The following is a 21927-nucleotide window of genomic DNA, read 5'->3' on the forward strand; positions in this document are numbered from 1 at the left end:
GCCCTCCCGCGTCCTCAGCCGTGAAGGCCGAGTTCGTGCGCCGTCCTCCAGATCCGCCAGTGATCGTGGGGCATGTGCGTCTGCGTCAACCCGAAGGCCCGGAAGGCGTCGTGCACCGCATTGGAGAAGGCCGGCACCGAACCGACATTCGGGCTCTCGCCCACGCCCTTGGCGCCGATCGGATGATGCGGCGAAGGCGTGACGGTGAAATCGGTCGTGTAATGCGGCGTCTCCCAGGCCGTCGGCAGGAAGAAATCCATCAGCGTGGCCGTCTTCACGTTGCCCATCTCGTCGTAGGCGATCTCCTGGCCCATGGCGATGGCATAACCCTCGGTCGCGCCGCCGTGCACCTGGCCCTCGATGATCATGGGGTTGATGCGGGTGCCGCAATCGTCCAGCGCGTAGAACTGCCGGATCTCGTGCTCGCCGGTATCGACGTCGATCTCCATCACGCAGATATAGGCGCCGAAGGGATAGGTCATGTTCGGCGGATCGTAGTAGCTCACAGCCTCCAGGCCCGGCTCGATGCCCGGGATCGCCTGGTTGTAGGCGGCAAAAGCGATCTCCTTCATGGTCTTGAACCGTTCGGGCGCGCCCTTGACCGCGAAACGGTCGATGTCCCATTCCACGTCGTCGTCATGGACCTCCAGCAGGTAGGCCGCGATCATCTGCGCCTTCGCGCGGATCTTCCGGCCGGCCATGGCGGTCGCAGCCCCCGCGACTGGGGTCGAGCGCGAGCCGTAAGTGCCGAGACCGTAGGGCGCGGTATCCGTGTCGCCCTCCTCCACCGTGATGTCGTCGGCGGGAATACCGATTTCCGAGGCGAGGATCTGCGCAAACGTCGTGGCGTGTCCCTGGCCCTGGCTGATCGTGCCGAGCCTCGCGATCGCCGACCCCGTCGGATGAATGCGGATCTCGCAACTGTCGAACATTCCGAGACCGAGGATGTCGCAGTTCTTGACCGGTCCGGCGCCGACGATTTCGGTGAAGTGCGTGAGCCCGATGCCGATCAGCTTCCGGGTCTTGCCCGCCTTGAAATCCTCAAGCCTCTGGGCCTGCTCCCGTCGCAATCCTTCATAGTCGACGGCCTTCAAGGCCTTGTCCCAGGCGGTGTGGTAGTCGCCGGAATCATATTCCCAGCCCAGCGCCGAGTGATAGGGAAACTGGTCCTTGCGGATGAAGTTCTTCGCCCGCAGTTCGGCTGAGTCCATGCCGAGCCTGATGGCCAGCACCTCGATCATCCGCTCGATGAAATAGGCCGCTTCCGTCACGCGGAACGAGCAGCGATAGGCCACCCCGCCCGGCGCCTTGTTGGTGTAGACGCCGTCGACCGCCAGATAGGCGACCGGGATGTCGTAGGAGCCCGTGCAGATGTTGAAGAACCCGGCCGGGAATTTGGTCGGGTCGGCGCAGGCGTCGAAGGCGCCGTGATCCGCAGTCACATGGCACCAGAGCCCCGTTATCCTGCCGTCCTTGGTCGCAGAGATCTTGCCCTTCATCCAGTAGTCGCGGGCAAAGGCGGTCGCCATGAGGTTTTCCATGCGGTCCTCAACCCACTTCACCGGAACGCCGGTGACGATGGACGCTACGATGGAGCAGATATAGCCGGGATAGACGCCGACCTTGTTGCCGAAACCGCCGCCGATATCGGGCGAGATGATGCGGATATTGTGCTCGGCGATGCCCGAAATCAGCGAGGCGACGGTGCGCACCGCATGCGGCGCCTGGAACGTGCCCCACACGGTCAGCTTGCCGTTTACCTTGTCCATCGAGGCGACGCAGCCGCAGGTCTCCAGCGGACAGGGATGGGTGCGGTGGTAGTAAACCATCTCTTCCGCCACGACGTCGGCAGAGGCGAGCACCTTTTCGGTCGCGTCCCTGTCGCCCTGTTCCCATGTAAAGATGTGGTTGTGGTGCCGCCGTGGCCCGTGCGCACCCTCCGACTTTCCGGCCAGATCCTCGCGCAATACCGGCGCATCGGGCGCCTCCGCCTTGAAGGGATCGACGACGACGGGAAGTTCCTCGTAGTCGACCTCGACCAGTTCCACCGCGTCTGCCGCGATATAGCGGTTCTCGGCCACGACGAAGGCTACCTCCTGCCCCTGGAACAGCACCTTGCCGTCGGCGAGCACCATCTGGACGTCGCCGGCGAGCGTCGGCATCCAGTGCAGCTTCAGCGGCGCCAGGTCGGCGGCGGTCAGAACCGCTATCACGCCGGGAAGCGCCTTTGCCTTTTCGGCATCGATCGACTTGATGCGGGCGTGGGCATAGGGGCTGCGAACGAAATCGCCGAACAGCATGCCGGGCAGCTTGATGTCGTCGACATAATTACCCTTGCCCTGGGTGAAGCGCGCGTCCTCGACGCGCTTGCGGGCGGATCCAAGCCCCTTGAGGGCTGCTGTGCGCTCGGTTTTCGGGGGTGTCATCTCGTTCATTGCGCCGCCTCCTTGACCGCGTTGAGCTCGGCCGCCGCAGCGAGGATCGCCTTGACGATGTTCTGGTAGCCGGTGCAGCGACAGAGATTTCCGGACATGCCGAAACGGACCTCCTCTTCGGTCGGATCGGGATTTTCCTGGAGGAAGCGATAGGCGCGGGTGATCATTCCCGGCGTGCAGAAGCCGCATTGCAGACCGTGGTGTTCCTTGAACATCGTCTGCAGCACATGCAGCCCGTCCGGCGTTCCGAGACCCTCGATCGTGGTGACGTTGGCGCCGTCAGCCTGAGCGGCAAAGACCGTGCAGGATTTCACCGACCTGCCGTCCATGTCGACCGTGCAGGCGCCGCAATGGGTGGTCTCGCAGCCTATGTGCGGTCCGGTGATCGAAAGCTCCTCTCGGAGCACGTGGATCAGCAGTTCGCGCGGCTCGGCGAGAAGTTCGACCGGCTTGCCGTTGACGGTCAGCTTGATATGCATCTTGCCCATGAGATCCTCCTTTCAGGCGCGCGACGCCGCACGTTCGATCGCGCGGCGCAGGATGACGGCAGCGGTATGGCGCTTGAATTCCGCCGGTCCCTTGTTGTCGTCCTGAGGATTGATGACGGCCAGCATCGCCCTGACCGCGTTCTCGACGTCGGCCTCCCCGAGCGGGGAGCCGGCCAGCGCTTGCCCGGCCGCCTCGCACCAGACGGGCGTATCGGAAAGATTGGTCATCGCGATCGACGCGGCGGAACAGTTGCCGTCCGATTTCGCGATTATGACCGATGCCGCCGCGGTGGCATAGTCGCCCGTCTTGCGCTTCTGCTTGACATAGGCCTGGCCGCCGGCCGGCGCCTGGAAGCTTATCGCCGTCAGGATCTCGTCGTCCGCACGGGCCGTGAAATAGGCGGCCTCGTAGAAGTCACGCGCCTTGATCTCGCGCGCGCCGTCCGGTCCCTGCAGATGGTAGGTGGCGTCGAGACACTGCATGAGGCCTGGCATGTCGTTGCCGGGGTCGCCGTTTGCGACATTGCCCCCGATCGTGCCGACGTAGCGCACCTGCGGGTCGGCGATCTGCAGCGCCGCCTCGCGGATAATCGGGGCGGCACCGGCGAGCGCGGCATTCCCGATCAGTTCTTGCTGGGTGGTCATCGCGCCGATCGTCACGGTGTCGCCGTCGATGGCGATCCCCTTCAGCGCGCCGATCTTTTGCAGGTCCACCAGATGCGCGATATCGGTCATGCGCATCTTCATCAGGGGAATGAGGCTGTGGCCGCCGGCAATCACGCGGGCGCTGTCGCCGAGATCGGCCATCAGTTTCACCGCCGCCTCGACGGTGTCCGGGCGGTGATAGTCAAAAGGTGCCGGTATCATCGATTTCCTCCCAGAAACGAAGCGCGCCGGCAGGCACGCCTCTGAAAAGAAATGATGAACCCCGTTCGGCCTGCCGCAACGTCAAACGCCCTGGGCGCGAACGGTTCTGCACGAAATGCGAAATAGCTGCACGAAACGCGAAAGCACTTGAATTCAGTCCTGCCCTAGATGCTGAGCGCGCTGCGGACGCGCGGCACGAAGGCGCGGCTGACGGGCGCGGACTTGAGGGCGGCGACGCCCTCGAAAAGACATCGGCCGTTGTCCTTGGCGCGTTCGAAGGCAGCCACCTGTTCGATGTTGACGAGATAGCTGCGGTGGGTGCGGACGAAGTGCTGCGGGTCGAGCCTTTTCTCGACGGCCGATATGGACAAAGGACAGAACAGCTTTTCGTCGGCGGTGTAGATGATCGAATAATGCCCCTCGGCGCGGATCGCGGCGATCTTCGAGGGCTCGATGAAATGGATGCGCTTGTCGCGCTCGTAAGGCAGGCGGCTGTTTTCCGGCAGATGGCCGTCCGCCGGAGCCTTGAAGTGAGTGGGAACGACCGCTGCTGCGGCAACGGCCGGAGGCGGCGCGGTCGCCGTCGCGGCTGGCGCTTTCTCCCCGGTCAGAACGAAGTTGGTCGCCGTCAGCAGGAAGGTGCCGCAGATCACGAAGGCCGACAGCATCACGAGCAGCGCCAGCACGCCGTTGTCGATGATCGGCGCCACGTCCCCCGAACCGCCGCCGATGCGGAACCCGGTCCAGCCGACGGCGACGAAATGGACGAGCACTACCGACAGTCCAAACGTGACGGCGCCGATGAAGATGCCGCCGGTCGTCCGCCTGGAATAGGAGATGCGCAGCGCCAGGATCCCCATGATCGTCGCGCCGGTGATGGCGAGCACCACCCCCTGTGGATCGAAGGTCGGCAGGCAGCCGCGGATGCCGGACATGCCGACATAGTGCATGGCAACGATGCCGTTGCCGAGGATGGCGCCGGCAATCGCGGTGTGTGTCCAGGTCCGTCCGGCATAGTGCATGACCAGAAAGGCGATCCCGCACATCAGGACGGCGATCAGCGCCGAGCCGAGCGTGTTGATCGCGTCGTAGCTGATCGGCACCGGCAGGCGCATGGCCAGCATGGCGACGAAATGCATCGACCAGATGCCGCCGCCAAGCGCCATCGACGCCATCACGATCATGAACTTTCGCCTGAAGTCGGGCAGCGCATTGATTCCCCGCGTCAATGTCAGTCCCGTGAACGAGGCCATGATGGAGACCGCGATGGACGCAAACACCAGAACAAGATCGTAGGTAGGTGCCAGCATGAAGCGAGTATCGCCTATTTAAGAGACAATGTGCCAGCCAAACTAGCAAGCTTTACCGGTAGCGTCATCTGCCGGACAAATATCTCAGTCCGGTCATTTCCCGATGATCCTGGGCGGTTCGGGCCGCGCGAATGGTTGGCGCCGGCTGGTCGAAGCCAGTCGGGCTCTCTCATCCGTGTGGTCCCGACAAGAGAGCTGCCGTCGTAACATTCCACGCTGTGCTACCGTCGGACAGGACGTGGTGACCTGCAAGCTGCGGCACGTCGGCAAAGGAACCCGGATTTTGCCCACGGACCGAGAGCAGTTGCCGGTTCAGGAACGACCGCGATCGGTAGGGATGTACGGGGACGTCCAGTAACCGAGAAGATCTCGTGCCACCCGCCCCAGGCAAAAATCCCCGAGGATTTCTCGGCCAGCCGCGGCCTCCGGCAGTGCCCGCGGCCCTACCGCTAACGCTTCGACGTCAACCGGAGACGGACCAGTCCGGCGACAGCGTCAATAGGCACTGGACATGAATGCGCCGCTGACGACGGTCATGATAACGATCCGGAAATCCATCCAGATCGACCAGTGATCGATGTAAAGATTGTCGTATTTGGCCCGTAGTTTCATCATTTCGCAGGCCTCGAAGATTTCCTCGGGCGTGCCGCGCAATCCCTTCAGCTGTGAGAGGCCGGTGATACCCGGTCGGACCCGGTGGCGGTGATGCCAGTTCGGGATCATGTGTTCGAACGGCTTGCCCTTGAAATGAAAGCCGATCGGCAGCGGCCGCGGGCCGACGATCGACATGTCGCCGTTGATCACGTTGATAAATTGAGGCAGTTCGTCCAGCGAGGTCCGCCGCAGGAATGCGCCCACACGCGTGATGCGCGCGTCGCCGCGCGCCGTCAGCTGGTCACCACGCACGTCTGCCTGTGAAACATACATCGAGCGGAATTTCAGCATCATGAAGGGCACCTGGTTGCGTCCGAGGCGCGGCTGACCGAAGAAGATCGGGCCTGAATCCTCCAGCTTGATCGCGGCGGCGATGACAAGCATCGGGATGAAGAGAACGGTGAGGGCGGCAATGGCAAAGATGAGGTCGAAGCCGCGCTTGAGCCCTTCGCGCGTGCGACTGCGCAGCTGCGCCTTCAACTGGACGAGATCGACGGAGTTGTCTTCGCCGACCTGGGCATGCCACATCGGTATGTCGAACATCGACAGGTCGTGCACCAGCTGGAGCGCGTCCGCACCGCTTGTCCTGCCGGTCACGAGAAGGAGGTGATCAATCGCTTGGGACCGGATCGCATCGGCGATCCTGTTGCGAACGCTCGCCATCCCCACTCCGCCCATCGGGATGATGAGGGAGACGATCTGAAGCCCGATCGGCAATTCAGGCGCCTTGGGCGGGGCAGCCGATGCCTGATCGACGACCAGACCTATCCGCGCCCCTTCCGACGAGATCAGCCTGGCGAAAACGAGGGCGGTCGCAGCGTTGAACAGAAGCGCAACGCCAACCAGCATCATGAGAAACAGTTCATGCTTTCGATCGGTGAGATTGCCGGATGCGACGACGAACAGGGCCACCGGGAAAGCGGCAATGATGCTCGATTCGACGACACCTATGACGCGGGCATGGGCGTCTCCCAACCGGGTCGGATCGAATTCCTTCAGCATGAATTCGGCGATGATGATGCAGGCGATGTAGCTGGCAGCGATCAGCCATGTCACACGGTCCATCGCGCCGGCCGCCATGCCGCCTGCAACTACAAGGTTCCAGGCCAGTGCCGACGCGACGACTGTGCTGCCCGCGACTGCGGCCAGGAAGGCCAGTTGCACAAACGGACGCATCGAAGAGGGTGACACAACGAGCGCCAGCGGATTGGCTGCAGCCTCCGGCACACCGCCTGCCATCGCCGCTCGTCTGCTCGGCACTCCTGCATCGCAAGGCATGCGGGGACTGGTGAGAAACCCGTTCGATTTCCATAAGTAGCGCGCCAGGCTGTTGACGTGGTACTTGCGATGGCTTCCGGTCGCAGATTCCGAACTCGTGCGCAGATGGTGGTGGACGAACTCAAGGCCCGGATAGACGAAGGTGGAAAGCCCCGCCTTCCGCAGCCGGAAGCACAGGTTCACGTCCTCGTAGTACATGTAGAAGCCCTCGTCGAAACCACCGAAGGCCTCGAACACCGACTTGCGGATGAGCATGAAGGAGCCGTAGACCCAGTCGACCTTCGTGGGGCCATCGAGGGGAACGCCCTCCAGCAGGCTCCGGCGATAGAATGCCGGCCGGCGACGCCAGTCGTCGGCTCCGAAACCGCGCAAGACGGCGATCCACATCGACGGAAAGGAGCGGAAGTTGCGCTGATCGGTAAGGTCGACGTTGAGGAGGCGGGCGGCGACGACACCGATCGATATGTCATCCTCAAGGAACCGGACCGCATCGGCGACGCGGCCCGCGTGATATTTCGTGTCGGGATTGAGGATAAGCAGGACGCGCCCGTCCGCAATGCGCGCAGCCTTGTTGACGTTCGCGCCGAAACCGAGCCGTTCGGCATTCTGCACCACCGTCATCTCCGGCCGGTTTCCCCCGACCTTTGTGAGGAAGTCGGCCTCGTTGAGATTGTCTACCAGGATGACCTCGTAGGTCATCCCCACCATGCCGGCTCCGATCGTCGACAGGCAATCACGCACAAGCGCCCCGTGGCCGTGGCTGACGATCAGTATCGATACGTCGACAGCTGTCATCGCATGAACTCGCTTATGATCTCGATCTTTTGCTCGACACGGCGCGACCAGTCGTGCGCCAGCATCGCTTCATGGCGACCGGCCGGGCTCGTCGTCGCGTCGGCAAGCACCGCCTCGCAGGCGGCGACGAAGGCGTCCGGCGTATCCGCAATGGCGACCAGCTCCGAATGGCGCCTAGCGACGGGAACGTCGCGACCGACGACGGGCAGCCCGGCGGCGAGATACTCGTAGCACTTTAGCGCATCGCCGTTGCGCGTGATGTCGTTGAGGGGAAACGGCATGATGCCGACATCCATTCCCTTCATGAAGCCTGGCAGGTCGGCATAGGCCTGCGGGCCGAGGACATGGATGTTGGGCACGTCGTCGAACACCGAGCGGTCAAAGCCGAACCAGACATAGCCGACGAGCACGATGGACCATGTCGGACGCAGCCTTGCCATGGAGACGAGCAGCGGGACGTCGATCTTCCACGGGTCGAGGCCGCCGACGTAACCGATCACCGGCCTCGGCAAGTGGGCGATCGATTCCGGCACCGGCGTTGCCGGGTTGAGGGCGGAGCCGAAGAATCCGACATCGGCGGCGCAGTTGACCTCAAACGTCGCGGGATTGCTTAAGCGGCGGGGCTTGCACAGTTCCTCGGTAACGGCAAAGACCAGATCCGATGCGCGGCAGGTTTCCGCATCCAGCTGCCGCACCGTCCGCCTCTGCGCGTCCGTACTGGCAAGGGCGGCGTCGTCGTCGCCGTTTTCATAGATCTTCAGTCCGGCCGGAAAGGCCTCCAGCAACGCCCCGGAATTGTACATGAAGGTCCACAGGCAGATCTTGCGAAAGCCGAGCCGCCGCGCCTCGCGTCGTGCAAGCGCTGCGAGCAGGCGCCCGCTGAGATGCGCGGCGACAGGGGTTCGCGACTGACCGGGCATTGCGAAGGGCCTCGGCCGATATGCCCATATTCCGTCCGCCACCGGCCGCAAACCCCATTCCCCGCCGACTCCGCGGCTTTGAATGCGCGCCATGCGAAAGACCGATGACACGGATTCGAACGGCTCCACCACCAGCACCCTGTGACCGCGTGCGGCCAGGCCGAGGATGGTGTAGTCGGGATTGGACTTCACGACCCCCCAATTCGATGTCGCGATACAAACGATATCGAGCGGCATGCCGTCGGCACCGCATATCCTGGCAGCCCGGCCGCTTTTCGGACCGCGCTCTGTTTCGGCTTCCGGGATCAGCATTCCGTCTTGCTCCCGCGATCCATCGTGACAAGACCGTAGTAGCTCAACGACCCGAGCGCGGGTGCACGCGCGATCAGGTGATCCAGTCCCGTCATGAGGCCGATGCCCCACCGATTGTCCAGGAAAGGCAGATAGCCCCCCATCCGGAGAAATACGATCTGGGGAAAGGACGTCCGCACACGGCCGGGAAAACTGGCTTGCAGTTTCGCAAGTCGGGCATGGTCGAGGGGATATTCGTCGTCGCTGGATTCCTTCTGTATGCTCAGACGTCCCGGAAGCGTCGCGCGTGCGAGCATCAGCAGCGGGTTGAGGCCCATTGTCTCGATGAAGGCGGCCTTGCCGCCCGGCTTGAGAACGCGTCCGACGCCGCGTGCCGCATTTTCGAGGTCCAGGTGATGCAGGACAAACCCTCCGCAGACAGCGTCGAAGCTCTCGTCTTCGAAGGTCAGATCCTTGCAGTCCATCACGGTGAAGGTGGTGCGATCGGAAACGCCGGATGTCTCGGCGCGCCGAATGCTGTAGCCAATGGAGCGCGGCGAGATGTCGACCCCCTCCACCACCGCACCACGATGCGCGAGCGCGACCGACAAGAATCCCCTGCCGCATCCAAGATCCAGGATGCGCATCCCGGGCTTCGGATCGATGTGGGCCAAAACCGCTGCCACGAAGCAGTCGAGATCTAGATGCTTGAACCAGGGAACAGCGGGATCGCACAGATCGTCGGGTAATATCCGCAACGCCTGCTCATCGGCAGCCGATCGTTCGACCACTTTGTCCCAGAAGTCAGCTTCGCGATCCGGTATCGTCACTTTGCGCCTCCGATGTGGCCTCGGACTCGAAAATGCCAATGGCTAGTGCTGCGCTGACGCGCTTCGTTTTTTTCCTGAAAGCGAAAGGGCTTCGCGTCTCCGGTTGTCCGGCTGTCTTCGCGGTCAATCTGCCGCGCAGTCTCGAAAATGGTCTAGTGTCCGCTGGCGGACAGGGCTTCGTTGAGCGATCCGTCGGCCTGGCCGATCGAAAGAGCTTCGCTCTTGTTTGCAGCCAGATACCACAGCCTGAGGCGTCCGTTTTCCACCAAGGCCGCAGGCGCGAGCACCTGATGCTCGTCAGGAGCGCCCGGCGGCCCCCGCTTGACGATAGGGCCGGAGCCGAAATCCCACGGCCCCTCCGGCGAACTGCCCGTCGCAACGCCGATCTCCCGTTCTTCTCCGCTCAGCCCGGTATAGAAAAGGAGATACTCGTCAGGTCCCCGCTTGACGAGATAGGGTTCAGCGATCCCGTCCTTGCGCCAGTCGTTGAACTGGCCGGGACCCGCAATCGGCTTTTCCCCTTTCGTCCAACTGACGCCGTCCGTCGACGTCGCGCTCAGCAAGTATACCCCGCCGGCACCTATGGCGGAAAAGTCTGTATATGAATGGCCGACATACACCATATGGAATACGCCATCATCCAGAAGTACAGTCGGACTATAGATGGCGTCGTTGTCATACCATCCTTTCGTAGGCGTCATGATCGGGTCGCTAGACAAACGTTCGAAGGCACCTCCGTCCTTGGAGGTGGCAAGCCATAAAGCGGCCGGGAAGCCGCGGGTGGGATTGCCGTTGTCCCGATATCCGGAAAAATAGAGCAACCACCGGTCGTCCTGCCGGACAACTGCAGCAGACTCGACGTTCTCGTCCCACTGGCCGCTTCGCCCGGCCATAACCACACCGTTGACACCGTCGAAGGAACCTGACGTCTTCCAGTCCTGCCCGTCCGGCGAGGATGCCTTTGCAATGACAGTGCGGCCCTTGCCGGCATCGAGATCGGTATAAAACATGACGTATCCGTCATTTGTCTTCACGATCGAGGGATCGGAAGCGATCACGCTTCCCCTGTAATACCATTCGGACTTCGCCAGGCCTGCGAAATTTTCTTCGGCCGCCACTTCGTTCTTGAACAGCGGCGCATGGCCTTCAAGCATAGATTGAAGGCCGGCACCTGCGAAGATGCCGGCGAATGCTACGCCCGTCCAAACAAGAACTTTCTTCAGCATCTCGTATCTCTTTCCGGAGACGAAAAATGCGGAGTGCTCGTATTCTGGATCTACTACACGGGGAATAGATATTGTTATAGAGTGCCCCATGCATCCCGAATGGTCAACATAAGCTAAATTAGCATATCCTGCATCTCTGTACGAACAAAACGACTCCAAGAGCCGGGGGAGCCAGCCCGTGAGCGAACGAGAGGTCAGAGATTATCCAGTCGTCATCCTTTGCGGCGGCGAAGGCACCCGCTTCGGACAGGCAACGCAGAACGTGCCGAAGCCGCTTCTGGAGATCGGCGGCGAACCGATGCTCCTCCACATCATGCGCATCTACGCCCGTCATGGGTTCCGGCGCTTCATTCTGTGCCTCGGCTACCGCGGGGCAATGATCAAGGACTATTTTCTCGGCCGGGACATTCGCGAGTCCGACCTGAGGCTCGACCTCGAGCATGGAACACAAACACTCCTGGGAGGAGCGACACCGCTCGACTGGGACATAACCTTCGCCGAGACCGGACACAAGACCGAGACAGGCGCGCGCATACAACGCGTCTCCCAGTATATCGATACACCAACCTTCCTGCTGACTTACGGCGACGGACTTGCCGACATTGACCTCGGAAGGCTGCTGGCGTTCCATCGCTCGCACGGGAAGATTGGCACTGTCACAGGCGTACGGGCACACTCTCAGTTCGGCGAAATGGTGCTGGAAGGCGATACGGTGCGTTCGTTCATCGAGAAGCCCCAGGTCAGCGCCATGATCAACGGCGGCTTCTTCATCTTCGAGCGGCGATTCCTGGAATACCTGTCGGCGGAAACCGATTGCATTCTGGAGCAGCAACCGCTTCGCCGGCTTGCGGGCGACGGCGAACTGAAGGTGTTCGAGCATAGCGGCTTCTGGCAGTGCATGGATACGTTCAAGGACTACCGCGCGCTTAATGAAATGTTCGAACGCGGCGGCGCACCCTGGACGAGGACTGCGTCGGGACCAGCGCCATGAGTGTGCTCGTCACCGGTGCATCGGGCTTTGTCGGCAGCTGGCTGACGAGGGCCCTTGCCGATGATGGCTATCGCGTCGTCGCCCAGATGCGCCGGCCGCCGTCGACACTGTTCAACAGGCTCGGCCTGGATGCCCAGCCTCTCGTCGAGGTCGTTATCGATCACGACATCGCCGAAGTTGCAAGGAGGTGCCGGCCCGAGACCCTGTTTCATCTGGCCGGCATGAGCCAGGTTGGCTACGCGCGGGAAAACCCGCTTCTGGCCTTTGAAACGAATGCCCGGCAGACGTGGCAGCTGCTGGACGTTGTGCGCAACATGCCGGTTTCGCCAAGAACCGTGGTGGCCTCCACCGACGCCCTCTACGGCGAAACCGGTCACGCGCCAGCGACTGAAGCGCATGCCCTCGATGCGCTCGGACCGTACGAAGTCTCCAAGCTGATGGCGGACGCCGCGGCACGCGCCTATGCGCAATTCGGCCTGCCGGTCGTCGTCGCGCGCCTGGGCAACGTCTATGGTTACGGCGACGAAAATCAGGCGCGCATCCTCCCCGGAACGCTTGACGCCATCCGCCACGGCCGCGCCCCGCGCCTGCGTGGTGGCGGCCGCGCCGTTCGCAGCCTCCTTCATGTCGACGACTGCATCGCAGCCCTTCGACTGCTGGCTGAACACGCCGCCGAGCCGGGCGTACGGGGCGAGGCGTTCAACGTGTCCGGCGAGCCGGCGATGACCACACATGCGATTGCCCGGCTGACGCTCGACGTGTTCGGCAGAGACGACCTAGAACCGGAAATCTCCGACGACGCACCCGGCGAAACCTCACGGCGGTTCTCCAGTTCCGCCCGCCTCCGGGAAACGCTCGGCTGGAATCAGAAGATATCGATGACGGAAGGACTGTCGAGGATCAAGAAGGCGATGGAGGCGGAATAGGCATGGGCCAGACCATCGAGCAGTTGTTTCGCGACCGATCCGTCCTCGTCACCGGACATACGGGCTTCAAGGGCTCCTGGCTGTGTCTCTGGCTGCTGGCAATGGGGGCAAAGGTCACTGGCTTCAGCGATCGCGTTCCGACGGCGCCGGGCGCGTTCGAACTGATGGCGCTCGGCGCTGAACTGACTGACAAGCGTGGCGATATCGTTGACGCTGAGAAGGTCCTGTCGGTCATCACGACCGCCCGGCCAAGCGTCATATTCCATCTCGCGGCACAGCCGATCGTCCGGCAGGGCTTCAGGCAGCCCTACGAGACGTTCGCAGCCAACGTGCTCGGCACCGTGTCGGTGCTGGAGGCGGCGCGGAAGGTTCCGTCCGTCCGGGCGGTGGTCGTCGTCACCAGCGACAAGGTCTACCACAACAACGGCGCCGTGCGGCGGTTCCGCGAAACCGACGCGCTCGGCGGACACGAACCCTATGGCGCAAGCAAAGCCGCAGCAGAGATCGTGACGATGGCCTACCGGTCCGAGGCGTTTCACGAAGGCGCTCAATCGCCGAACCGGCCGGCGATCGCCGCAGCGCGTGCCGGAAACGTTATCGGCGGGGGCGACTGGGCCGCGGACCGTCTCATTCCGGATCTCGTCCGCGCGATCGCCGATGGGCGCGATCAGGAAATCCGCCAGCCAAGCGCGATCAGGCCGTGGCAGCACGTTCTGGAACCTATTGGCGGGTATCTCTGTCTCGCCGGCGCGCTGGTCGACGACCCCGCCTCATCTCCTGGGGCGGTAAACTTCGGCCCGGACGAAATGGAACCGCCGGATGTGGCGCAGATCGCCACCCTGTTCCTCGACGCCATGCCCTCGCACCGGACCCGCCTGCTGATCAGGGAGAAGACTGCGGGAGAGGCCTCGACGTTGCGGGTCGATTCAGGCCTCGCCCTGAGGCAGCTATCCTGGCGGCCAGGCTGGAACACCCGCGAAGCGATCGCCAGGACGGCCGACTGGTACCGCGCCTGGCTTGAGCAAGGCACCGACATGCGGCGTTTCTCGCTGGAGCAACTGGAGAGCTACCGGCGGTCGAGCCCCGTCCTGGCTCTCCGCGCCTCAGCGCCTATGGGCCAGCACTGAAAGGCCGGCGCCCCGCCCGGTTGCGCAGTACAGCGACGGCATGCGCGCGCCCATTCGCGATTTCGGCCAAGCGACTGCTCAAGTGGTCCATCCGTGTCACGTCTGATTCCGTGACGAGAATGACGCTCGGTACGACAGTCATCAAAAGTCCCGTATCGGCGGAGCGACCGAGGGCATGGGTGTCCCAGAAGACATAGCGATACTCCCTGAGTGCCGCCGACATCATTGTCTCGAGCACGCCGGCGGCAACCAGTTCGCTCATACCGGCGCCCGGCCTGCTGCCGGCTGGCAGTATGTCGAGATCACTGCCGACCTGGACCACCGCTTGCGGATAGAGATCGGGTTTGTCCCGAAGCTGCCTCAAGCCGGACTTGTCGACTGATCCGGCCAAGCGGGTCAGGTCGGACGTTGCTAGATCGGCATCGATCAAAAGTGCCTTTGCGCCATTGAGTTTGCGGGCGGCGCGCGCAAGTGCGATCGCAAGCGTTGTCGCGCCTTCTCCACCCACGCAGCCTGTTACGAGAAAGCTCTGCCGCCCTTCGCCGCGCCCCAGATCGGCCAGCAGACGCGCTGCGTCGTTGACGATAAGCTCGGAACGGACAAGCGGCGTCATCGACCGGCCCCGCGCTCGCCGATCGCGCGGACAATCGTGTGACCGTCGACAAGGCCGGAAACATCCTGGTCGGTTCTCACCTTTGGTCTCAGCGCATCGAGCAGCAGGACGACGCCGCAGGCGGCAAGCACGGAAAGACCGGCCGCCAGCATCAGCAGCCGCATCCGGGACGAGGCCGGCGTGACGCCAGCCTGCGGCTCAGCGATGACGACAACATTGGAGATTTGCGCGGCTGCGATCTCCTGCGCGATGCGCGCATCGTCGCTCCCTTGCTGGAACCGCTGCTGCGTCAGGCGGAGGCGTTCGACGTCGCGCAGCTTCCGGCTGAGTAACAAAGCCGCTTCCTCGATCGACTTCAGCTCATCTTCCGCCTTTGCCAGATCGCGCGCGAGGGAAGCAGCCTTTCGCTCCGTCGAAGCCGATTGGAGAAGGGCCTCGGCACGATCCTTGAGAAGAGCCTCGCGTAACGGATTCGGCACCGTCACCGCTTCGCCAGGGACACGGGCGGGTTGATCCGAAAGATAGCTGTCGAGATCCTTGATCTGCTCCGACAGTCCTTCGACCTGCGGCGAGCGCGGTCCCGCACGCCGGCTCTCCGACTGGACCTGCAACCTGATGTCGAACTGCTTGAGTTCCAGAGCCTCACGCAATGCGTTCGGTCGTTGAGAGGTGGAAGAGGGTATCCGTTCGGGCAGAGCCGCAAGCTGCCGATTGATCTCTCCGATGCGGGCATTGGCCGCCTCCACCGTCGATCCTGCATCCTGCAGCGCGCGTATAAGCTGTTCGCGCCGCTGCACCGCCAGGCTCCTCTGGTCGTCAATCGACCACGCCGACAGTTTCTGTCGTTCCGTGCTGTAGCTGTCTTCCGCCACCAGCAGCGCCTTGTCCAGCTTTGCAAGCTCGCTTGCAAAAAAGTGCGGGACACGGTCGTCGGTGTAGATATCCTCTCGCTTGGCCATGTAGGTGGCGATGAAGCGGCGCAGCAGCTCCTCTCCTCTTCGCGGATCGGGATAGGACAACTGCAATTCGATGACGTCTGAACGCGTAACGTGGGAAATCGACAGATAGCGCTGCAGGGCGACGGTCACCATGTCGAGCTTGCTCAACTCTGGCAGGATACCGATCCTCACCAGAAGGCCGCGAACCTGCTCCTTGACATAGTTGACCGTATGCTTGACGAACCGCTTGACCTTCTGGACGAACGTCACCGCCTGGTCTTCCCCGTAGAAGAAATCTTCCCCCAGCCCCTCTACCACCGCTCGGACAATGCCCGGATCCTTCATGATCTGGACCTCGGCAGTGATGTCCTCGATGCGCTTGGAGATCGGGATGACCTGCTGCGTCGTCTGCGTCGAGACGGTCGGCGGCGCTGACAGCTCGTTGCCGAAGCGAAGCATCAGCTGTGCGCCCACGTCGTAGGTGGGGTTGATCAATAACAGATAGATGATGCTGGCCAGTACCGCGATCACTGGCGCAATGGCGATCCATATCCAGTTGTGGGCCAGCGCGGTCAAAAGCTTGAGCACATCCGGCGGCGTCCATACGACGCTTGAACGGGCATTGGTGACTGTCCGGCCGTCCTCCTGCTGTGGCGTCCGGTGAGCGTCCGTTTCGGCCCGCCGGCCGATCTCGCTGGCGCGGTACTGGTTCATTGGACCGCCCCCCGCACCTCTGCCAATGTCGGGCACCTGGTGCTTGTCCGTCCGACGAAGACGAGATCGCCGGGTTGAAGCCTGGTCAGCGGGTCGGCCGCCATCAAGGTCGGCGTGGGTGCTCCTGTGTCTCGCAGCAGTGTAAGCCGGCAGGAAGCTGGCGATGCCATATCGGTAGCGGGTAATTCCGCCCCCGCCGCCTCGAGCGAGCTCGATATGGTCTTGATCGAAGCCCGGGCATCGAGAATCTCGAACTGTACGCCGGCCACCTCGCCTAGAAGCTCGAGGCGAAGCTGAAGATCGTATGCGGCACTTTCCTCGGAGAGCACGGCCTGGCGCGCCCTCGCCTGGGCCAGCGAGGCGACCGTCTGGCCCACCTGTCCCTGTATCTCGACATAGTCGCGGCGAAGTTCGAGAATGCGGCTGGAGGTTATGCTGCCATCGGCAAACAGGGGTTCCAGGCGCTTCAGATCGCCCTGAACCAGTTCCAGTTGCGTTCGCAGGGACTGCGATACGGCCTCCTGCGAACTGATGTCCTCGCGATTGATCTGCGCAGAAGCGTCGATCCGCCGAAGTGCGATCGCACGATTTTCGAGCCGCGCAGCCAGCGTGCGCCGCTCGGTCGCAAACAGCAGCCCCGCTTCTTTCTCGCCGATCAGTTCCTTCGCCTCGGCGGGCAAATCGACCGCCTGCGAGCGCCGCATCTCGGCGACAAGCCGCTGCTCCTTGACGAGCGCGCGCGCAAGCCTGGCCTTCGCGCTGATCAGGCGTTCCCTGCCCTCGTTGATCTGCAGTTCTATCGAGAGGTCGTCGTTCGCGCGACGGCCCTGGCCTGCCAGCGCCAGCGCGTGCGCCACACGCATGCCCGGCGTGAAGGCGACCTCGCCCGGTCGGGAAACGTTGCCGCCGACGATGACCGGCCGCAGCCGATCGATCGTCAGCGAGAACGCCGTCTCTGAGAGACCGAACTTCCGGTCGATCAGCACACCGATCTCCTTGCGGGTCTGCTCCAGGTCGCGCAAGCCCGTAAGGGTTCCAAGTCCCGGCAGCGACAGCTGGCCGCCGCGGCCGATCTCGAAGACATCGGACAGGTCAGGTTGGCCGATGACCTTCAGCCTCACGCGATCGCCTTCCCCGATCGGGAGTGGCTCCATGTCTTGGGCGCGCGACGACGCATTCGCGAGGACCGCGAACACAAGAAAGATAGGGCAAAAGACCTGCGACAGACGGCTCACTACGCCTCCTTCAGTCGCTTCAGTGCATTGTCACCAACCAGGCTTACATTTCGCCATCACGTGATCTGGATCCCCATCCCCGAATGCAAAGACCTGAATACGCACGACGCTCCCGCAGCCCAGCCCACCGAAACTCAAGCTTCTGAAATCAACGCTGTCGGCATTCCGCTACCGAATTGGCCTGCGCCCGGCCTTTGCCGCCTCACCTGGAAGCCTACCATCAAGCCGGGCCATCTCGCCGCTGATGCGTCTGTACAGATGTGCCTCGCACTCTGCTGCGCAAACTGTCGAACGGATTGCGCCGCAGGTCAACCCGTCCGGCAAAAACGGTCGATCGAAAAGCACTCTTTGGCAAGCGTTTGCAGACAGCGAAAAACCTTATCTACGCTATTGCGTCCGCCGAAATAACCAGGTGCACAGTATTTAAATGTTACTTGCGGAGTTGTTGACGCTCTCCGTATAGTCTTTTCCCAAGGTCGCTGTCGCGCCCGGAGTTGTGAGCGGAGCGCTGATGTGAAACCGCAAGCAATCGGCCTTCGTTCCTGGTCAGCTTCATACGCCATCCTTTGCCTCGGCCTTGGGATCGCGGCGATACTCTCGCTCGGGCCCTTCAAGGGAATGCTTGCCGCGCTCGGCCTCATCGGCGTCTTCGTAAGCATTTCACAGCCTCTCGTCGCGCTTGCGGTCGTGATCTTCGCCAATACGTCCCTTCAGGTCGTCGGCAGCAGCCACATCATCGGCCTCCCGAGCAGCCTGTCCAAGATCTTCGGAGCCATCGCCCTCGGCTCCGTCATCCTCCACATGGTGTTCGCCGGCTGGAAGCTGACAGCATCTGCGATCTACAAACCGATCTTCCTTTTTCTGGTCGTTGTGGTCGGCTGGGACCTCGCCCGGCGCTATCCCGAAACGGGCATGCTGGAAGGAACAAGCCGACTGCTGCTGACGATGTTGCTGACCGCGCTGGCTGCCACGATCGCCGGGCAGTCGCAGCGGGCTCTCGACGCGACCATAATGATCCTGTCGGCGGCCATGGCCCTTACGGGGATCATCGGCCTGATGGAACACTTCCTGCCTTCGCTCGCTATCGAATCCGATGACCCACGTCTCGCGCTCGGCGCTCTCGGGGGCGTGATCGACAGCGAGTCGCTCGATGGCGTCATCATCAAGCGTATTACCGGCGGCATCGGCGACGCCAACTGGCTGTCTTATTCGATCGCGATGTCGATACCGCTCATTTTCTACGCCTGGCAGCGCTGGACGGACTTCTGGACCCGCTCCGTCGTCGCAGCCTTCGGCCTGCTGCAAATGATCGCGCTGACGTTGAGCTACACGCGCACCGGCTTTTTCGGGCTCGGGATCGCCGGTCTGTTTCTGTGCATCCGTGGCGTCATACCGCTTCGCCTCGCGCTTGCCGCAGGCACGACGATGCTGGTGGGGCTGCTGATCTATCTTCCACCCGGTTTTCTGGACCGAATGTTCTCCCAAAAGTATCTCAGCGAGGGCAGCACCCCGCTACGAAGTCTGCTCGTGACCCGAGCCGCCGATATCTGGCTCGACAGCCCGATAGTGGGGCATGGGTACAAGGCTTTCGGCTTCAAGTTCTACGACGACGTCCGCGAGCATCTGCCAGACGACATCCGCCTCCGGGCGTGGATCGACGATATGGAACTTGCCGTCAATGAAGGGCGAGAACTGGTCTCCAATATCGGCGCGCATAACCTACAACTCGAGATTCTGGTGGAATATGGCGCAGTTGGCCTGGTTCTCTTCTCCGCAATCTTCGTCGCAGCGTTCCGCGAACTCCGGAGGATGGAGAAGACCGGTCCGCCGCGACTGCGGCTGCTCGCCGTCGCCCTTGAGGCCAGCCTGCTCGCGTTTCTGGTCTGCAGCCTTTTCGGCCATGCAAAATTCCTGAAGTTGCTCTGGATTATCCTGGGCCTGGTGATGGCCGCACGGCGCATCTCCGTCGTCGGCGACAGCCCCGTCCGTAGTCTGTTTGCGCCAAGAAGCGCCAGATGAAAACTCCCTCCGGCAGCCGGCATGTGCTCTACGTTCACCCCAACTCCGAGGTCGGCGGCTCCGACATCGCCCTCGCCCGTACGCTGGAAGCCATGCGATCGACCGGCCAACGCAGTTCGGTCATCCTGCCATGCGACGGTCCGATTGTGGAACGACTGCGCGCAGCCGGCGCCGAGGTTCACTTCCTGCCGATGCAGCAACTGCGGACGCTGCCGTCCGTCAGCTACCAGCTTGGCTACCTGCTGAAATTCCTTCCGACCGTGCTGCGGCTGCGCGACAAGATCCGGCATATCGATCCGGATCTGGTCCACTCCAATTCACTCTACTGCCTGTACGGGGCATGGGCGGCCAAACTCGCCGGCAAGCCTCACATATGGCATGTCCGGGAAATGGCCCCGTCCGTCCCCGTCCTGACGCCATTGTTTGCCGCCATGGTGCGCCGCCTTTCGACGATCATTCTGGCGATGTCGGCCCCGTGCGTGGATGCGCTTTACGGCGTCTGGCCGAGGCAGGTCGTCGTGATGCCCGACGCACTGGATGGCGACGCCTTCCGCAAATCGCTTCAGCCGGGCCGTTTGCGCACCGATCTCGGCGTAGCCGTCGACACACCGATTGTCGGCTTCGCCGCCCGTCTAGACCCCTGGAAGGGCTGCCATGTCTTTCTCGACGCCTGTGCACTTGTGGCGGCGCGGCATCCCGAGGCGATCTTCGTCGTCAGCGGCGGCTCTCCGCCAGGCCTTGAAGGATATGAACGGGAATTGAAGCGCAAGGCCGCCGCGCTCGGCCTTGGCGAAAGGCTGAAGTTCCTTGGCTGGCGCTACCGGCTGGACAGCATGGTCGACCTGATGGACGGCCTTGACGTCTTTTGCCATACATCCATCACGCCGGAGCCCTTCGGGCTGGTCCTGCTCGAAGCCATGTCCGTGGGAACGCCGGTCATTTCCGTGAAAGCGGGAGGACCTCTTGCGATCGTGGAGGATGGCGTATCCGGCATCCTGCTGCCGCCGGGCGACGCGCAGGCACTCGCCGAGCAGGTCTCCAGCTTGCTCAGGTTTCCGGACCGCGCAGCGGCGATCGGCGTTGCCGGGCGCCTACGGCAGGAGCAGGAATATTCCGTGCCGATGTTCGTGGAGCGCCTTTCGGCTATCTACGAACGGGCCTGCCTTTCGCCTGGGTGAGTTGCATGGCGCTATCGGTCATCTGACGGGCAAGGGCCGCAGCGGTGTGGTGTGCGAGGAACCGGGCTCTTGCAGCCTGCCCCAGAACTTCACGCCGGACGGGTGCGTCGAGAAGCGCGACGAGTGCGGCTCGCAGTCCGTCGACGTCGTCAATCGCAACGACAAGCCCTGCCTCTCCGTCCGCAATGACGCGCGGCATGTCGCCTGCCGCACTCACGATAAGCGCTTTCGCCCGCGCCATGCCCTCCAGGCAGGTCATTGGCAGGCTGTCCTTGCGCGATGGAACCACGATGACGTCACTTGCGTCGATCCAGTCTGTCGGCCTGTCCACAAAGCCGGTGAACGTAACCCGATCGGCGATGCCAAGCGTCGCCGCCATCTGTTTCAGTTCCGCCTCCGTCTCGCCGACGCCGACCAAAACCGCATGCCATCCGGCGTGAGTGGCCAGATTGCCCAGCGCCTTGAGAAATATATCCTGACCCTTGCCCGGGTGAAGCCGTCCCAGCACGGTGCAGACCACCACCTCCGGCGGCAGCCCGAGATCTCTGCGCGACGTCATTGCGGGCGCAGCGATGGCCGCTGCGTTCCATGCAACCGAGGAAGACCGCGCACCGCCCCTCCGCACCTCTTCAAGCGCGGCATAGGACCCGACGAGAACGTGGTCAGCCAGCCCAACCAGCCGGCGATCCACGGCCTCGTAGAAGCGGTGAACACCCTTGTGTGTATGGCCGAGCCAGCCGTGCATGTGGCAAAGCCATGGTATTCCCAGGATTGGCCGGCTCATGGCGACCAGCAGGTTGGCACGCATGTCATGGGTATGGATCACATCGATCTTTTGCTCGCGCAGGATCCGTGTGAGACGCATCGCGCTCAGCGGAGACGACGCCAGTCCGTTCCACGGCAGCCAGACAAGCGGCACCGTTCCGTTTCCCGTAAGCCTGGCCTCCAGTTCCCGGTCGCGCCTGTCAGCCACAAACACCAGCAACGGCTCTGCATCCGGCTGACGGGCCAGCTCCGGCATCAGCCCCTCCAGCAGAGACTCGATCCCGCCGATCCGGCCATACCGGCTCTTGATGTGGGCGACCCGCAACT

Annotated in this window: 17 protein-coding genes; 5 read left to right on the forward strand and 12 right to left on the reverse strand. The window is 62.8% G+C overall.

The window, feature by feature from the left end; all coding sequences use genetic code 11:
* Window positions 1-14: 14 nt before the first annotated feature.
* From CRO48_RS02665 to CRO48_RS02700, 8 genes are all read right to left on the reverse strand, one after another.
* Window positions 15-2435 (reverse strand): aerobic carbon-monoxide dehydrogenase large subunit, encoded by a 2421-nt coding sequence (locus CRO48_RS02665; protein ID WP_097136181.1) that lies wholly within the window; start codon window positions 2433-2435, stop codon window positions 15-17.
* Window positions 2432-2923 (reverse strand): (2Fe-2S)-binding protein, encoded by a 492-nt coding sequence (locus CRO48_RS02670; protein WP_097136183.1) that lies wholly within the window; start codon window positions 2921-2923, stop codon window positions 2432-2434. The genes CRO48_RS02665 and CRO48_RS02670 overlap by 4 nt, the downstream gene beginning before the upstream one ends.
* Window positions 2924-2935: 12 nt before the next feature.
* Window positions 2936-3790 (reverse strand): FAD binding domain-containing protein, encoded by an 855-nt coding sequence (locus CRO48_RS02675; RefSeq protein WP_097136184.1) that lies wholly within the window; start codon window positions 3788-3790, stop codon window positions 2936-2938.
* Window positions 3791-3954: 164 nt separating this feature from the next.
* Complete coding sequence (locus CRO48_RS02680; RefSeq protein WP_097136185.1) at window positions 3955-5100, reverse strand: MHYT domain-containing protein; 1146 nt, start codon at window positions 5098-5100, stop codon at window positions 3955-3957.
* Between the two features lie 495 nt (window positions 5101-5595).
* Entirely contained in the window at window positions 5596-7827 is a 2232-nt protein-coding gene (locus tag CRO48_RS02685; RefSeq protein ID WP_097136186.1) for a sugar transferase, read from the reverse strand.
* The gene (locus CRO48_RS02690) at window positions 7824-9059 is read right to left on the reverse strand and encodes a glycosyltransferase (protein ID WP_097136187.1); all 1236 of its coding nucleotides are present in this window, start codon (window positions 9057-9059) and stop codon (window positions 7824-7826) included. The genes CRO48_RS02685 and CRO48_RS02690 overlap by 4 nt, the downstream gene beginning before the upstream one ends.
* A complete protein-coding gene (locus CRO48_RS02695; RefSeq protein WP_176526631.1) occupies window positions 9053-9868 on the reverse strand; it encodes a class I SAM-dependent methyltransferase in 816 nt (271 codons plus the stop codon). Before CRO48_RS02695 ends, CRO48_RS02690 begins: the two co-directional genes overlap by 7 nt.
* A gap of 152 nt (window positions 9869-10020) precedes the next feature.
* Window positions 10021-11253, reverse strand: coding sequence for a glycoside hydrolase family protein (locus CRO48_RS02700; RefSeq protein WP_176526632.1), 1233 nt, complete (start codon window positions 11251-11253; stop codon window positions 10021-10023).
* A 19-nt stretch (window positions 11254-11272) separates the two neighbouring features.
* Here CRO48_RS02700 and CRO48_RS02705 point away from each other — a divergent pair, with 19 nt between their 5' ends.
* From CRO48_RS02705 to rfbG, 3 genes are read left to right on the forward strand one after another with little or no spacing between them, the layout of a single operon-like run.
* Window positions 11273-12085 (forward strand): sugar phosphate nucleotidyltransferase, encoded by an 813-nt coding sequence (locus CRO48_RS02705; protein WP_097136191.1) that lies wholly within the window; start codon window positions 11273-11275, stop codon window positions 12083-12085.
* Complete coding sequence (locus CRO48_RS02710; RefSeq protein WP_097136192.1) at window positions 12082-13011, forward strand: NAD-dependent epimerase/dehydratase family protein; 930 nt, start codon at window positions 12082-12084, stop codon at window positions 13009-13011. The genes CRO48_RS02705 and CRO48_RS02710 overlap by 4 nt, the downstream gene beginning before the upstream one ends.
* 2 nt (window positions 13012-13013) lie before the next feature.
* Window positions 13014-14138 carry a CDP-glucose 4,6-dehydratase gene (gene rfbG, locus CRO48_RS02715; RefSeq protein WP_097136193.1) on the forward strand — a complete coding sequence of 375 codons (1125 nt, stop codon included), beginning with the start codon at window positions 13014-13016 and terminating at the stop codon, window positions 14136-14138.
* Here the strand turns inward: rfbG and CRO48_RS02720 are convergent.
* Genes CRO48_RS02720 through CRO48_RS02730 form a run of 3 tightly spaced genes read right to left on the reverse strand, consistent with a single transcriptional unit; the run spans window position 14122 to window position 17524 of the window.
* A complete protein-coding gene (locus CRO48_RS02720) occupies window positions 14122-14751 on the reverse strand; it encodes a cellulose synthase operon protein YhjQ/BcsQ (RefSeq protein ID WP_097136195.1) in 630 nt (209 codons plus the stop codon). The genes rfbG and CRO48_RS02720 overlap by 17 nt on opposite strands.
* On the reverse strand, window positions 14748-16403 hold the full coding sequence (locus CRO48_RS02725) for a GumC family protein (protein WP_097136196.1): 1656 nt from the start codon (window positions 16401-16403) through the stop codon (window positions 14748-14750). Before CRO48_RS02725 ends, CRO48_RS02720 begins: the two co-directional genes overlap by 4 nt.
* Entirely contained in the window at window positions 16400-17524 is a 1125-nt protein-coding gene (locus tag CRO48_RS02730; RefSeq protein WP_141402004.1) for a hypothetical protein, read from the reverse strand. The genes CRO48_RS02725 and CRO48_RS02730 overlap by 4 nt, the downstream gene beginning before the upstream one ends.
* A gap of 627 nt (window positions 17525-18151) precedes the next feature.
* On the opposite strand from CRO48_RS02730, the gene CRO48_RS02735 reads away from it, so the two are divergent.
* Together CRO48_RS02735 and CRO48_RS02740 are read left to right on the forward strand one after the other, a co-directional pair.
* Window positions 18152-19657 carry an O-antigen ligase family protein gene (locus CRO48_RS02735; protein ID WP_097136198.1) on the forward strand — a complete coding sequence of 502 codons (1506 nt, stop codon included), beginning with the start codon at window positions 18152-18154 and terminating at the stop codon, window positions 19655-19657.
* Window positions 19654-20835, forward strand: a complete 1182-nt coding sequence (locus tag CRO48_RS02740) for a glycosyltransferase family 4 protein (protein ID WP_097136199.1) — start codon at window positions 19654-19656, stop codon at window positions 20833-20835. Before CRO48_RS02735 ends, CRO48_RS02740 begins: the two co-directional genes overlap by 4 nt.
* On the opposite strand, the gene CRO48_RS02745 is transcribed toward CRO48_RS02740, so the two are convergent.
* Window positions 20801-21925 carry a glycosyltransferase family 4 protein gene (locus tag CRO48_RS02745; RefSeq protein WP_097136201.1) on the reverse strand — a complete coding sequence of 375 codons (1125 nt, stop codon included), beginning with the start codon at window positions 21923-21925 and terminating at the stop codon, window positions 20801-20803. The two genes, CRO48_RS02740 and CRO48_RS02745, sit on opposite strands and share 35 nt — an antisense overlap.
* Window positions 21926-21927 lie beyond the last annotated feature (2 nt).

Origin of the sequence: Rhizobium subbaraonis (assembly GCF_900220975.1) — a bacterium.
Taxonomy (GTDB): Bacteria; Pseudomonadota; Alphaproteobacteria; order Rhizobiales; family Rhizobiaceae; genus Mycoplana; species Mycoplana subbaraonis.